This window comes from Pseudomonas sp. AK-TSAG1-1, assembly GCF_056821665.1.
On the sequence record NZ_CM165965.1, the window covers coordinates 3823054 to 3835675 of the forward strand.

The 12622-nt window shown below is 62.0% G+C and carries 11 protein-coding genes; 3 read left to right on the plus strand and 8 right to left on the minus strand.

What is annotated here, in order from left to right; genetic code table 11:
• Nucleotide 1: 1 nt before the first annotated feature.
• Both glsB and AC1UK9_RS16905 read right to left on the minus strand, forming a co-directional pair.
• Nucleotides 2-910, minus strand: coding sequence for a glutaminase B (gene glsB / locus AC1UK9_RS16900; protein ID WP_102357949.1), 909 nt, complete (start codon nucleotides 908-910; stop codon nucleotides 2-4).
• Nucleotides 911-2160: 1250 nt separating this feature from the next.
• Nucleotides 2161-3777: a L,D-transpeptidase family protein gene (locus tag AC1UK9_RS16905; RefSeq protein ID WP_482578060.1), complete on the minus strand. Its 1617-nt coding sequence runs from the start codon at nucleotides 3775-3777 to the stop codon at nucleotides 2161-2163.
• Between the two features lie 149 nt (nucleotides 3778-3926).
• Between AC1UK9_RS16905 and AC1UK9_RS16910 the strand changes: the two genes are divergently transcribed.
• Nucleotides 3927-4640, plus strand: a complete 714-nt coding sequence (locus AC1UK9_RS16910) for a murein L,D-transpeptidase catalytic domain family protein (protein ID WP_025111348.1) — start codon at nucleotides 3927-3929, stop codon at nucleotides 4638-4640.
• Nucleotides 4641-4692: 52 nt separating this feature from the next.
• Here the strand turns inward: AC1UK9_RS16910 and AC1UK9_RS16915 are convergent, their stop codons facing one another.
• Complete coding sequence (locus AC1UK9_RS16915; RefSeq protein WP_482578062.1) at nucleotides 4693-6105, minus strand: MFS transporter; 1413 nt, start codon at nucleotides 6103-6105, stop codon at nucleotides 4693-4695.
• Between the two features lie 103 nt (nucleotides 6106-6208).
• Here AC1UK9_RS16915 and AC1UK9_RS16920 point away from each other — a divergent pair, with 103 nt between their 5' ends.
• On the plus strand, nucleotides 6209-7096 hold the full coding sequence (locus AC1UK9_RS16920; protein ID WP_482578063.1) for a LysR family transcriptional regulator: 888 nt from the start codon (nucleotides 6209-6211) through the stop codon (nucleotides 7094-7096).
• On the opposite strand, the gene AC1UK9_RS16925 is transcribed toward AC1UK9_RS16920, so the two are convergent.
• Nucleotides 7093-7713, minus strand: coding sequence for a cell wall hydrolase (locus AC1UK9_RS16925; RefSeq protein ID WP_025111345.1), 621 nt, complete (start codon nucleotides 7711-7713; stop codon nucleotides 7093-7095). The genes AC1UK9_RS16920 and AC1UK9_RS16925 overlap by 4 nt on opposite strands.
• A 199-nt stretch (nucleotides 7714-7912) precedes the next feature.
• On the opposite strand from AC1UK9_RS16925, the gene AC1UK9_RS16930 reads away from it, so the two are divergent.
• Nucleotides 7913-8764 (plus strand): CAP domain-containing protein, encoded by an 852-nt coding sequence (locus AC1UK9_RS16930; RefSeq protein ID WP_482578064.1) that lies wholly within the window; start codon nucleotides 7913-7915, stop codon nucleotides 8762-8764.
• A gap of 484 nt (nucleotides 8765-9248) precedes the next feature.
• On the opposite strand, the gene AC1UK9_RS16935 is transcribed toward AC1UK9_RS16930, so the two are convergent.
• From AC1UK9_RS16935 to AC1UK9_RS16950, 4 genes are all read right to left on the minus strand, one after another.
• Nucleotides 9249-9707 (minus strand): REP-associated tyrosine transposase, encoded by a 459-nt coding sequence (locus AC1UK9_RS16935; RefSeq protein ID WP_482578065.1) that lies wholly within the window; start codon nucleotides 9705-9707, stop codon nucleotides 9249-9251.
• 312 nt (nucleotides 9708-10019) lie between these two features.
• A complete protein-coding gene (locus AC1UK9_RS16940) occupies nucleotides 10020-10175 on the minus strand; it encodes a DUF2474 domain-containing protein (protein ID WP_482578066.1) in 156 nt (51 codons plus the stop codon).
• Nucleotides 10162-11178 carry a cytochrome d ubiquinol oxidase subunit II gene (gene cydB / locus AC1UK9_RS16945; RefSeq protein ID WP_482578067.1) on the minus strand — a complete coding sequence of 339 codons (1017 nt, stop codon included), beginning with the start codon at nucleotides 11176-11178 and terminating at the stop codon, nucleotides 10162-10164. Before cydB ends, AC1UK9_RS16940 begins: the two co-directional genes overlap by 14 nt.
• A gap of 3 nt (nucleotides 11179-11181) precedes the next feature.
• On the minus strand, nucleotides 11182-12585 hold the full coding sequence (locus AC1UK9_RS16950) for a cytochrome ubiquinol oxidase subunit I (RefSeq protein WP_482580483.1): 1404 nt from the start codon (nucleotides 12583-12585) through the stop codon (nucleotides 11182-11184).
• Between the last annotated feature and the right edge of the window lie 37 nt (nucleotides 12586-12622).

Consider the following 12622-nt stretch of genomic DNA (forward strand, 5'->3'; position numbering starts at 1 on the left):
GTCAGAACACCGACCAGCCAATCCGCGAACTGAGCATCTCCAGCGCCGCCATCCCCGCCAGCGAATTGCCGGCGGCGTTAAGCTCCGGCGACCACACGCACACCGTGAACTGCCCCGGCACCACCGCGACAATCCCGCCGCCAACCCCGCTCTTGCCCGGCAGACCGACGCGGTAAGCAAAGTTGCCCGCCTCGTCGTACAAACCACTGGTGGCCATGATCGAGTTGACTTGCTGGGTCTGGCGCCGGGTGAGGATCTGTTCGCCGCTGTGTTTGCAGAAACCGTCGTTGGCGAGGAAGCAGAACGCCCGCGCCAGGTCGATGCAGTTCATGCGCAACGCGCAGTGGCTGAAGTAACTGCGCAGCACCGCTTCGACGTCGTTGTGAAAGTTGCCGAACGATTGCATCAGGTACGCCATTGCTGCGTTGCGGGCGCGATGCTGATACTCGGACTCGGCAACCTTGCCGTCGACGATCACCTGCGGATTGCCCGACAGGCGCCGCACGAAGTCACGCATCGACAAGGCCGGCGCGGCGAAGCGCGATTGGTTGATGTCGCAGATCACCAGTGCCCCGGCGTTGATGAACGGGTTGCGCGGGCGTCCGCGCTCGAACTCCAGTTGCACCAGCGAGTTGAACGGCTGGCCGGACGGCTCGTGACCCAGACGGTCCCAGATGGCCTCGCCGGAGTGCTCGATGGCCTGCACCAGGCTGAACACTTTGGAAATACTCTGCACCGAGAACGGCGTCTCGGCGTCGCCGGCGCAATACATTTCGCCGTCGTTGCCATACACCGCAATGCCCAGTTGATTGGCCGGCACAGTGCCGAGGGCAGGAATGTAATCAGCCACTTTGCCCTGCCCGATCAGGGGCCGGACTGCGTCAAGAATCTCGTTCAACAGCGCTTGCATGCCGGGTTCCGAAGTCTCGCCCCATGGGATTGCGGGGACACTGGGGCTAGACGCTGCGCAACTGCAACGAATCACACTGGCTGACACACTGAAAATCCAAATGCGCGAGTGATGGTGAAAGAAGGATTTGCGGCTGGACGAGATCAAGGGTGGGAGTGGGCTTGCTCACGAAGGGGCCGGCACAGCCAGCATCAATCTCGACTGACCTGACGCCTTCGCGAGCAAGCCCTCTCCCACAGGGAATTGTGGGTGGATGTAGGATTTGCGGCTGGCCGAGATCAAGAGTGGGAGTGGGCTTGCTCACGAAAGCGCCGGCACAGCCAGCATCGATGTCGCCTGACCTGACGCCTTCGCGAGCAAGCCCGCTCCCACAGGGGATTGTGGGTGGATGAAGGTTTTGCGGCTGGCCGAGATCGAAGGTGGGAGTGGGCTTGCTCACGAAAGCGCCGGCACAGCCAGCATCGATGTCGCCTGATCTGACGCCTTCGCGAGCAAGCCCTCTCCCACAGGGGATTGTGGGTGGATGAAGGTTTTGCGGCTGGCCGAGATCAAAGGTGGGAGTGGGCTTGCTCACGAAAGCGCCGGCACAGCCAGCATCGATGTCGCCTGACCTGACGCCTTCGCGAGCAAGCCCGCTCCCACAGGGGATTGGTGGTGGATGAAGGATTTGCGGCTGACCGAGATCAAGGGTGGGAGTGGGCTTGCTCACGAAGGGGACGGCACATTCGACATTGATGTCGCCTGATCTGACGCCTTCGCGAGCAAGCCCTCTCCCACAGGGGATTGTGGGTGGATGAAGGTTTTGCGGCTGGCCGAGATCAAAGGTGGGAGTGGGCTTGCTCACGAATGCGCCGGCACAGCCAGCATCGATGTCGCCTGATCTGACGCCTTCGCGAGCAAGCCCGCTCCCACAGGGGATTGTGGGTGGATGAAGGATTTGCGGCTGGCCGAGATCGAAGGTGGGAGTGGGCTTGCTCACGAAAGCGCCGGCACAGCCAGCATCGATGTCGCCTGACCTGACGCCTTCGCGAGCAAGCCCGCTCCCACAGGGGATTGTGGGTGGATGAAGGATTTGCGGCTGGCCGAGATCAAAGGTGGGAGTGGGCTTGCTCACGAAGGGGCCGGCATATTCGGCATTGATGTCGACTGATCTGACGCCTTCGCGAGCAAGCCCTCTCCCACAGGGGATTTTGGGTGGATGAAGGTTTTGCGGCTGGCCGCTCCCACGGGGTTTCGCGCGTTAGCTGAACTCAGTGTGCCCCGTCCAGCCCCGCCAGAAGCGCGCTGTCTCGGCTGTAGATGTCCGGCGCATAGCGCACCTGCCCGTCACTGCCGACCTGCGCCGTCCAGTAGGTCATCAGGATCGGGACGGGGGCCGACAGGCGGAATTCGTGGGTGCTGCCGGTCGCGAGCAAGGTGTCGGTACGAGTCCGTTCCGCCGGGGTCAGCAACAGGTCACGCAGTTGCATCGGGTGTTCGACCCGCACACACCCGGAGCTGAACGCGCGCGGGCCTTTGTCGAACAGAGCCTTGCTCGGCGTGTCATGCAGGTACACCGCAAACGGGTTGGGGAAGCGAATGACCATCTGCCCTAGCGGGTTACGCGGTCCGGCGTCCTGGCGCAGCATGATGTTGCCGGGGTTGTCCCAGTCGATGTCCGCCGCAGCCAACGGCTGGCCGTGGGCGTCGAGCACTTGCAGGTTCTGGCGACTGAGGAAGGTCTGGTCCTTGCGGATTGCCGGCAGCTTGTCTTCTTTCCAGATGGTCGGCGGCACGGTCCAGGTCGGGTTCAGGGTCAGGCGCGTGACCCGGGATTTGAGCAATGGGGTCTGCCGTTCGGCGCGACCGACCTGAGTGCGGGTCTGCCAGACCGGCCGACCACCCTGATACAGGGTCAGCTCGGCAGCGGCGACGTTGACCAGCAAGCCATTGGGCTCCATGTCCTGGGCCAGCCAGCGGAAGCGTTCGAGGTTGACCCGCAACTGTTCGCGGCGCGTCAGCGGACTGATGTTGAGCTCGGCGATCGTCCCCGGCCCGACTACCCCGTCGGCCTGCAACGAATGGTTGGCCTGGAAGCTTTTCACCGCCTCCACCAGCACACCGTCATAGGCATTGCCGGGGGTGCCGATGGCGTGGGTCAGGTAGCCTTCGTTGAACAGCCGCTGGGCCAGTTCCGGCACGCGCTTGTCTTCCATCGCCGGGCGCAGCAATGGGCCGTTGCCTACCGACTGCCAGTGCGGCAAGGCTTGTTGCCGCTGACTGGCGTAGAGATGACGCAGGCTTTGGTATTGCGCCAGACGCGGACGCGCCTGATCGAACGCGGCCTTGATGTCCTGCAGGCCAGGCACGGCGATGGCGAGCAGCTCGGCCTGACGATCGCGCGGGGTATCGTCGGCATGCCACAGCGGCTCGAAATGCGACTGCAGCAGACGACCGTAATGCAGGTCCTGCAAGGCTTGGAGGTAATAGCGGCTGATGTCGATATCGGCGCACAGCTCGCCGTCCTGCGGCGGATTCACCGCCACCGGGTAGCGTTTCGGATTGAGTCCATCATCGGCCAACAACTGCAATTGTCCGCGCAAGGCCGGCAAACGCCCTGACTCGCTGGCCCATACCGGCAGCCAGTCCTGTTGCTGGTAGAACGCCTGCAGTTGCGCCAGCGCCGGGCCGCTCAGGTGCGCGGCAATCGCCGGGCACGCCTGCGGTAAACCGATCAATACCGCTTGCAGCGGACTTTGCGGTTCGACCGGCATTTGCGCCGGTGGCGTCGGCAGCGTCTGCAACGGCAGCAGCGCCTCGTCGGCACAAGCGACAAACGGCGCAGCGAGCAAACAAATGCTCAAGTAGCATGCGTACTTTTTGAACAACTGCTTTACTCCAATCCGTGGCCGTCTTAATGACGGCAACCTTACATCAGGTGCGCTGAACAGTCAGGCCCGAAACCGGGGTCTGTTGGGTATGACTGGGAGTCAGGAGCCAAAGTGCCAAATAAGTAGCAAGTGAGGACACTTTATAAATGTTGACGTTTTTGCGCCGACTTCTGCTGACCACCGCGACCCTCGTCGTGGTGAGCAGCCCAGCTTTCGCCGCCGGCAAGCCATCGCCGGTTCTCTTTACCAGCCTCGCGCACGCCGCGCCGGAACTCAATCCCCAGGCGCTGAAAGGTGCCTTGAACGCCATGCAATGCGCGGTCAACAACGGTGCGAAACCGTCCCGTCACCTGGCGATCATCGATTATTCGCAGCCTTCCACCGCGCGCCGGCTGTGGATTTTCGATTTGAGCAGACAGAAACTGGTGCTGCGCGACCTGGTCGCCCACGGCTCCAACTCCGGGGAAAACTTCGCCACCCAGTTCTCCAACCGCGAAGGCAGTTACCAGTCCAGCCTTGGCCTGTTCCGCACGCAGGAAAGCTACAAGGGAACCCACGGTTATTCGCTGCGCATGGACGGTCTGGAGCCGGGTTTCAATGACATGGCCCGCGACCGGGCCATCGTGATCCACGCCGCCGATTATGTGAATCCGTTATGGAGCAAGCGTCAGGGCCGGATCGGTCGCAGCCAGGGTTGCCCGGCGGTGCGTCCGCAAGTGGCACGGCAGGTGATCGATAAACTCAAGGACGGCCAGTTCATGTTTTCCTGGTACCCGGACCAGCGCTGGCTGAAATCCTCGCCGTACCTCAACTGCCAGCCGCAACAGGTGGCAAGCATCTTGAGTACCCACGCCAGCTGACAAACACGCCTCATCCAATTGTGGGAGCGAGCCTGCTCGCGAAGAGGTCCTGTCAGTCGACCTTTGTGTTGACTGACACGGCACTTTCGCGAGCAGGCTCGCTCCCACAGCTGATCCGGGTTCGGCTGACGATCAGGGCCATGACCATCAGCGCCGCCGCTACACCGAACGTACTGTGCAAGCCGCTGCCGATGACCTCGGCCGGGGCTTGCGTCGGGTCTCCGGTAGCGAATGCGAACACCGCCCCCATGACCGCCGCGCCGGTGATCAAGCCCAGATTGCGCGCCAGCCCGAGCAGGGCCGAGACCACGCCGCGCTGAGCCTGACTGACCGTACTCATCAACCCGGTATTGTTCGCCGCCTGGAACATTGCGTAACTGCTGGCAATTACTGCCATCGGCAATAGATAAGCCGCCAGGCCGAAACGCGTCGGCAACGCCGCCAACAAACTGCAACCGCCAGCCAACCCGAGCAACGCGCCGGGCACCACCCGCCGCGCACCAAAGCGATCCACCAGACGCCCGGCCGGCACACCGCCGCACGCTGCCAGCAGCGGCCCGACCGACAACGCCAGGCCAACCACGGTGCTGCCCAGTCCCAAGCCCCGGCTCAGGTAAAACGGCCCGACCACCAGCGTGGTCATCATCACCGTCGTCACCAGGAACGTCAGCGCCAGGCTGCTGCTCAGTCGCGGATCGGCGAACAGTGACAATCGAATCAGCGGTGCCTTGGCTTTCATCTCGACCCCGACAAACACCCCGGCGCCGCACAGGCTGATCAGCAGCAACATCAGCGTGTAGCCGTCGAGCGTCATCGCCAGCGCATAGGCCGCCAACGTCAACACCAGCACCACGGTGCCGAGGCAGTCAAACGCGACAGCCGATTTCGCCGGCCGATCAGCCGGCAGATAGCGATAAACCAGCCACGCATTGAGCAGACCCAAGGGCACGTTGAGGACAAAGATCGACGGCCAGCCGACATTAGCAATCAGCAGCCCACCCAGCGATGGCCCGAGGCTGGTGCCGGTGGCCGACATGGTCGCCAGCAGGCCCATCGCACTACCCGCACGCGCCTTGGGCACCGCATCCGCTACCAGCGCGATCGTCAACGCAAACATGATCGCCGCGCCAAGGCCCTGCACCGCCCGGGCGCCGATCAACCAGCCCAGTCCCGGGGCCAGCGCGCAGCACAACGAAGCGCTGGTAAAAATACCGATCCCGATCAACAGCAGTCGCCGTCGACCGATCCCGTCCCCGAGCCGCCCGACGCTGACAATCAACGTAGTGACCGCCAGCAGGTACGCCAGCACGATCCACTGCACCTGTTGAAACGTCGCATCGAACGCTGCGGCCAGGGTCGGCAAGCCGGCATTGGCGATGCTGGTGTCCAGCGACGGCATCAACATCGACAACGCCAGACTGGTCAGCGCCCAGCGGGCTTGAGGGGGCAAGGCAGATTCGGACATCGGGCGCTCCTGATGCAAAGGTCAGACGGCATAGCCTGAGTCTCGACAACGCAAGGCGCAAGACGCATGCTTTGCACTTGATACCTGCATGGAACGCCACGTCATGAGCACACCGGATCTGAACCTGTTGATCACCCTCGACGTGTTGTTGCGCGAAGGCAGCGTCGCACGCGCCGCGCAAATTCTGCGGCTGAGCCCATCGGCCATGAGCCGCGCCCTCGCCCGCCTGCGCGAAACTACCGGTGATCCGTTGCTGGTCAGGGCTGGTCGTGGCCTGGTGCCGACCCCGCGTGCGTTGGAGTTGCGCGAGCGGGTCAGTGGCCTGGTGCAGGAAGCCGAGGCGGCTTTGCGCCCCGCCGAGATACTCGATCCCGGCCAGTTGCAGCGCACCTTCACCCTGCGCAACACCGACGGCTTTGTTGAAACGTTCGCCGCCGCCCTGCTCGCCCGCATCGCAGACGAAGCGCCCGGCGTGCGCCTGCGGTTCGTGCAGAAAGCCGACAAGGACAGCACGCTGCTGCGTGAAGGCCGGGTGGACCTGGAGACCGGTGTGGTCGACGACAGCACCGACCCGGCGCTGCACAGTCGCATCCTGTTTCAGGATCACTGGATCGGCGTGGTCCGTGAAGGTCATCCGTTGAGTGCGGGCAAGATCAGCAGCAAACGCTTTGCCGGCGGCCAGCACATTCTCATTTCACGCCGCGGACGCAGCAGTGGCCCGGTAGACGAAGCGTTGCTCGCCTCGGGACTGACGCGGGACATCGTCACCTCATTCGGCGGCTTCTCTGCAGCGCTCACGTTGGTCCGCGAATCGGACCTGATCGCCACCGTTCCCGAGCGTCACACCAGCAAACTGCGCACCGGCCTGCACAGTTTTTCCCTGCCCTTCAAAATGCCGCCGATCTGCGTGTCGATGCTCTGGCACCCGCGCGTGGACGCCGACCCGGCGCATCGCTGGTTGCGCAACTGTGTACGCGAAGTCTGCGTCTAGCGCGCATCACCGCCGACCGGTTTGTAGAACAGGAATTTGCCGACCTCGGCGGTCTTTTTGTATTCCTTGGCCCAGCTCGGATGCACGTTGCGATCATGAAAGTACAGCGCGCCATGCGTGCGATCCGGCAACTGGCGGTTGAGTGCCTTGCCGGCGATATCCTTGGCCAACGTATATTCGGTGTCTTCCTTGACCTGATCCGCCTTGCCATCGCACCACCAGGAAAACTGGCAACTCTTGGTTTCCGAACCCTGTTTGACCACTTCGCACACCGTACCGGGGAAGCCGTCGTGGCCCAGGCGGTTCATCACCACATTGGCCACTGCTTCCATTTCCGGCGTGTCGCGGCCCTTGGCTTCCCAGTAGATACTGCGCGCCAGGCAGGTGATCGGATCGTCCAGCGGCGCGGTGCCTGCCGGGTCTACGGCTTGCACTTCAGTCGGGGTGATCGCCTCGGATTTGGGTGCCGGCGCCGCGCTGACCTTGTCGGCGGCCTTCTCTTCCAGCACCTGAGCCTTCTCTTCGGCCTTCGCCTTGATGGGGGCCTGCTCGGTGGCGCCCACAACGCCGGTCAGCAGGATGAATGCAAAACAACCAGCCAACCCTTTCAATCGCATGGCAGTTCTTCCGGTAGCGCCCGATGCGGGCAAGGTGTTTCGTCGGTGAGACGCCCGGTTTCCGGGGGCCTCGGCTGAGTGTAGACGGCAAATACCTGCACGATGTTCCGCAGAAAAACCGCTCGATGAAGAAAAAGACATTGCACTGACCGGGGGCCTTTCGCGCATCATGAGCGCATTGCGCTCAAGGGAGATTTCCATGCGTTTCATGCCATCCGTCTTGCGTTTTGCCGCACTGTCCGTGGGCCTGGCCGTCGCCGCCTCAGCCATGGCCGCCGACGAGTCGCAACTGATCGAGTCAATCAATGCCTACCGCAGCCAACCGCAGCGTTGCGGCAGTCAGGCGTCCAACGAACTGCCACCGCTGTCGGCCGACCCACGACTGAGACTGCCGGCCACCGGTGCGGTCGATCTGCAACAAGCGATGGCCAGCGCCAGTTACCCGATGGTCAACGTACAGGCGATCACCCTCAACGGTCCGCGTGATGCGACGTCGGCGATGAAGGCGATTCAGGAGAGTTTCTGTCAGGTGGTGCTGGATCCGCAGTTCGTCGATGTCGGCGTCAGCCGCGCCGATCGCGACTGGCGCATTGTGCTGGCGCGACCGTTGCTGTCGGCGAAACTGGGCGATGCGCAGAGCGAAGGCCAGAAGTTGCTCGAACAGCTCAATGTTGCGCGCGCCCAGCCGCGTCAATGCGGTGGCCAGGCCTTTGCCGCCGCCGCACCGTTGGCCTGGAACACAAGCCTGGGCAGCATCTCTCAGGATCACAGCCGGGACATGGCCAACAACAATTACTTCGACCACAAGGACCGCGACGGCCGCACCCCGGGCGACCGCGCGGAACTGGCCGGCTACAGCGGCCAACTGGTCGGCGAAAACATCGCCGCCGGGCAAGACACCGTGCGCAAAGTCGTCGACGGCTGGCTCGCCAGCCCCGGCCATTGCGCCAACCTGATGAACCCGCAATACAGAGAACTCGGCGCCGCCTACGCAACCGATCCGAAAAGCAGTGCCGGGATCTACTGGACCGCGATGTTTGGTGCGCAATAACTCCCCCTCATAAAACACTGAAAACCCAATGTGGGATTGGTGGTGGATGGAGGATGCGGGGCTGGCCGAGATCCAAGGTGGGAGTGGGCTTGCTCACGAAAGCGCCGGCACATTCAGCATCAATATCGACTGACCTGACGCCTTCGCGAGCAAGCCCGCTCCCACTGGGGATTGGTGGTGGATGACGGATTTGCGGTTGGCCGAGATCAAAAGTGGGAGTGGGCTTGCTCACGAAAGCGCCGGCACAGCCAGCATCAATGTCGACTGACCTGACGCCTTCGCGAGCAAGCCCGCTCCCACTGGGGATTGTGGGTGGATGAAAGATTTGCGGCTGACCGAGATCAAAAGTGGGAGTGGGCTTGCTCACGAAAGCGCCGGCACAGCCAGCATCAATATCGACTGACCTGACGCCTTCGCGAGCAAGCCCGCTCCCACAGGGAATTGCATTTATTCTGTGGTAATCCGCTGGATGTGCATCCAGAGTTCAAACCCAGATTGCGTCCCATAATGGATAGTCACCGAGTTTTTTCACCAGTCCGGCCCGCAGTGGATTAGCGACTACATAGCGCGCCAGTTTCACCAGGTCCTCCTCTCGACGTAAAGCATGGTCATGAAAACTTTGCTGCCAGAGGCTTCCCGTTCTACCGGCCGCCTCGTTGATTGAACGAGCACTCAAGGATTTGACCTGGCACATCAATTGACCGAGTGTTCCTTTTTGCAACTGAATCAGCCAATGAAAATGATCCGGCATGACCACCCATGCCAATGTGTCGGCAAACCCTTCCTCCTGCGCAAGTCTGAACTGGTTCACGACCAACCGGCCTAGTCTGTAATCCGTGAACACAGGCTCGCGTCCCAGGGTATTGGCGGTTAGAAGGTAGATTCGATTTTCTTCGCAATGACGACCAGTTCGCAGGCGATGTGATGAGTAATGTTCGGGCATTCCTTTGCCTTGTTGATGGTTGAATTCAGAAAGACTAGATCAGCCAGCACCATGCGCCGCGCATGCTTATTGACGGGATGTGTCTGCGACCGAGATCAAGGGTGGGAGTGGGCTTGCTCACGAATGCGCCGGCACAGCCAGCATCAATATCGACTGACCTGACGCCTTCGCGAGCAAGCCCGCTCCCACTGGGGATTGGTGGTGGATGAAGGATTCGGGGGCTGACCGTGATCAAGGGTGGGAGTGGGCATCGGTGATGTTCAGTATTGCGGCCACAAAAAAACCGGAGCCAATGGCTCCGGTTTTTTATTGTCAGTGGGTTCTCATTCCCGCTGCATACATCGCCAGTTTCAGCAGGCTCGCGACCACCGCCAGCGATACCACGCTGCCCATCCAGATCAACAACAACCAGCCAAAGCGCTTGTACCAGCGGCTGGGTCCTGCCTCACGCGAATCAATGGTAGCCATCGCCAATCCTCACTTTGCCGCGGAATACGTAGTAGCTCCAGAAGGTGTACATCAGGATAACCGGCAAGATGAACAGTGCGCCGATCAGGGCGAACAACTGGCTCGATGGCGGTGACGCCGCGGCCCACAGGCTCACCGACGGCGGGATGATGTTCGGCCAGATGCTCAGCGCCAGGCCTATGTAACCCAGCAGCATCAACACCAAGGTGAACACGAACGGCCAGTGCGTGTGACGCTGACGCAAGGTGCGCAGCAGCCCGAACAACGCCAGCAGCGCCAGCACCACCAGCCCGGCGAACACCATCAAATGCCCATGGCTCGACCAGCGCATGGCCAGTTCCGGGTGCAGTTGCAGGGTCCACACGCCGATCACCACCACCATCGCCAGCAGCAACCACGCCAGTGGACGGGTAAACAGACGCATCCGCGATTCAAGCATGCCTTCGGTCTTGACCAGCAACCAGGTGCTGCCCAACAGCGCATAGGCCACCACCAGACCGACACCGCACACCAGCGGGAACGGCGCCAGCCAGTCGAGGCCACCACCGGCAAACTGCCGATCCACCACGGGAATGCCCGACACGTACGCGCCAATCACCACGCCTTGGGCGAACGTCGCCAGCAGCGAACCGCCGATGAACGCCTTGTCCCACCAATGGCGCTTCTGCGGCGAAGACTTGAAGCGAAACTCGAACGCCACGCCACGGAAAATCAGCCCGCAGAGCATCAGGATCAGCGGCAGGTACAGCGCCTCCAGAATCACCCCGTAGGCCAGCGGAAACGCGCCATACAACGCCGCGCCGCCGAGGATCAGCCAGGTTTCGTTGCCGTCCCACACCGGGGCGACGGTGTTCATCATCACGTCGCGCTCCTGCTCATCCGGGATCAGCGGAAACAGGATCCCCAGGCCCAGATCGAAGCCGTCCATGATCACGTACATCATCACCCCGAAGGCAATGATCACCCCCCAGATCAACGAGAGATCGATACCTTGAATACCCATGACTCAATGCTCCTTCATCGGGACGGTGGCCGCCGACAGTGGCCGGCGCGGGGTCTGCAACTCATCGCCCTGCGGTGGATGTTCGTGATGCGGCTGCGGCCCCTTGCGCACCAGTTTCATCATGTAGCCGATGCCCACGGTGAATACCGTGCAGTAGATCACCACGAACAGCAGCAGCGAGGTGCTCATCTGCGCCACCGAGTGGTGGGAGGCGGCGTCATGAGTGCGCATCAAACCGTAAACCACCCACGGCTGACGCCCGACTTCGGTAGTGATCCAGCCGGCCAGCAGCGCAATCAACCCACTCGGCCCCATCAGCATTACCAGGCGCTGAAAGCCGCGATGCTGATAGAGCTTGCCGCCACGGCGCAGCGCCAGCCCCAGCACACCGACAAGGATCATCAACATGCCCAGCCCGGCCATCACCCGAAAGCTCCAGAAGATAATGGACGAGTTCGGTCGGTCCTCTTTCGGGAAGCTCTTGAGCGCCGGGATCTGCTTGTCGAGGCTGTGGGTCAGGATCAGACTGCCCAGGTACGGGATTTCCAGCGCGTACTTGGTCTTCTCAGCCGCCATGTCCGGGATGCCGAACAGCACCAGCGGCGTCGGACCGTTGTCGGCGTTTTCCCAGTGGCCCTCGATGGCAGCGATTTTTGCCGGTTGATGCTCCAGGGTGTTCAAGCCATGGGCGTCACCGACCACCGCCTGAATCGGCGCAACAATCAGCGCCATCCACAACGCCATGGAAAACATCTTGCGCACCGGCGCCGTGTTGTTACCGCGCAGCAAATGCCAGGCCGCCGACGCGCCGACGAAGAACGACGTCGCGACAAACGCGGCAATCGCCATGTGCGCCAGACGGAACGGGAACGAGGGGTTGAACACGATCGCCAGCCAGTCCAGCGGCATCACCCGACCGTCGACGATTTCGAAGCCCTGCGGGGTCTGCATCCAGCTGTTGGAGGCGAGAATCCAGAAGGTCGAAATCAACGTGCCGATGGCGACCATCACCGTGGCGAAGAAGTGCAGGCCACGGCCGACGCGGTCCCAGCCGAACAGCATGACCCCGAGGAAGCCGGCCTCCAGGAAGAACGCCGTCAGCACTTCATAGGTCAGCAACGGCCCGGTGATGCTCCCGGCGAAGTCGGAAAACCCGCTCCAGTTGGTACCAAACTGATACGCCATGACCAGCCCCGAGACCACGCCCATGCCGAAGTTGACGGCAAAGATCTTCGACCAGAAGTGGTAGAGATCGCGGTAAGTGTCGTTACGGGTTTTCAGCCACAAGCCCTCGAGTACCGCAAGGAAACTCGCCAGGCCGATGGTGATCGCCGGGAAGATAATGTGGAACGAAACCGTGAACGCGAATTGAATTCGCGCCAGGTCCAGTGCCTCCATGTTGAGCATGATGATGTCCTCATCCAGGCTGAAAAGCGGCAGCACG

Excerpts from the sequence above, each read along its gene's own strand:
- AC1UK9_RS16925 (WP_025111345.1), bottom strand. The coding sequence starts at position 7,713 with ATGCGATTGAAAGGGTTGGCTGGTTGTTTTGCATTCATCCTGCTGACC.
- AC1UK9_RS16930 (WP_482578064.1), top strand. The coding sequence starts at position 7,913 with ATGCGTTTCATGCCATCCGTCTTGCGTTTTGCCGCACTGTCCGTGGGC.
- glsB (WP_102357949.1), bottom strand. The coding sequence starts at position 910 with ATGCAAGCGCTGTTGAACGAGATTCTTGACGCAGTCCGGCCCCTGATC.
- cydB (WP_482578067.1), bottom strand. The coding sequence starts at position 11,178 with ATGGGTATTCAAGGTATCGATCTCTCGTTGATCTGGGGGGTGATCATT.
- AC1UK9_RS16950 (WP_482580483.1), bottom strand. The coding sequence starts at position 12,585 with ATGCTCAACATGGAGGCACTGGACCTGGCGCGAATTCAATTCGCGTTC.
- AC1UK9_RS16915 (WP_482578062.1), bottom strand. The coding sequence starts at position 6,105 with ATGTCCGAATCTGCCTTGCCCCCTCAAGCCCGCTGGGCGCTGACCAGT.
- AC1UK9_RS16940 (WP_482578066.1), bottom strand. The coding sequence starts at position 10,175 with ATGGCTACCATTGATTCGCGTGAGGCAGGACCCAGCCGCTGGTACAAG.
- AC1UK9_RS16935 (WP_482578065.1), bottom strand. The coding sequence starts at position 9,707 with ATGCCCGAACATTACTCATCACATCGCCTGCGAACTGGTCGTCATTGC.
- AC1UK9_RS16920 (WP_482578063.1), top strand. The coding sequence starts at position 6,209 with ATGAGCACACCGGATCTGAACCTGTTGATCACCCTCGACGTGTTGTTG.
- AC1UK9_RS16910 (WP_025111348.1), top strand. The coding sequence starts at position 3,927 with ATGTTGACGTTTTTGCGCCGACTTCTGCTGACCACCGCGACCCTCGTC.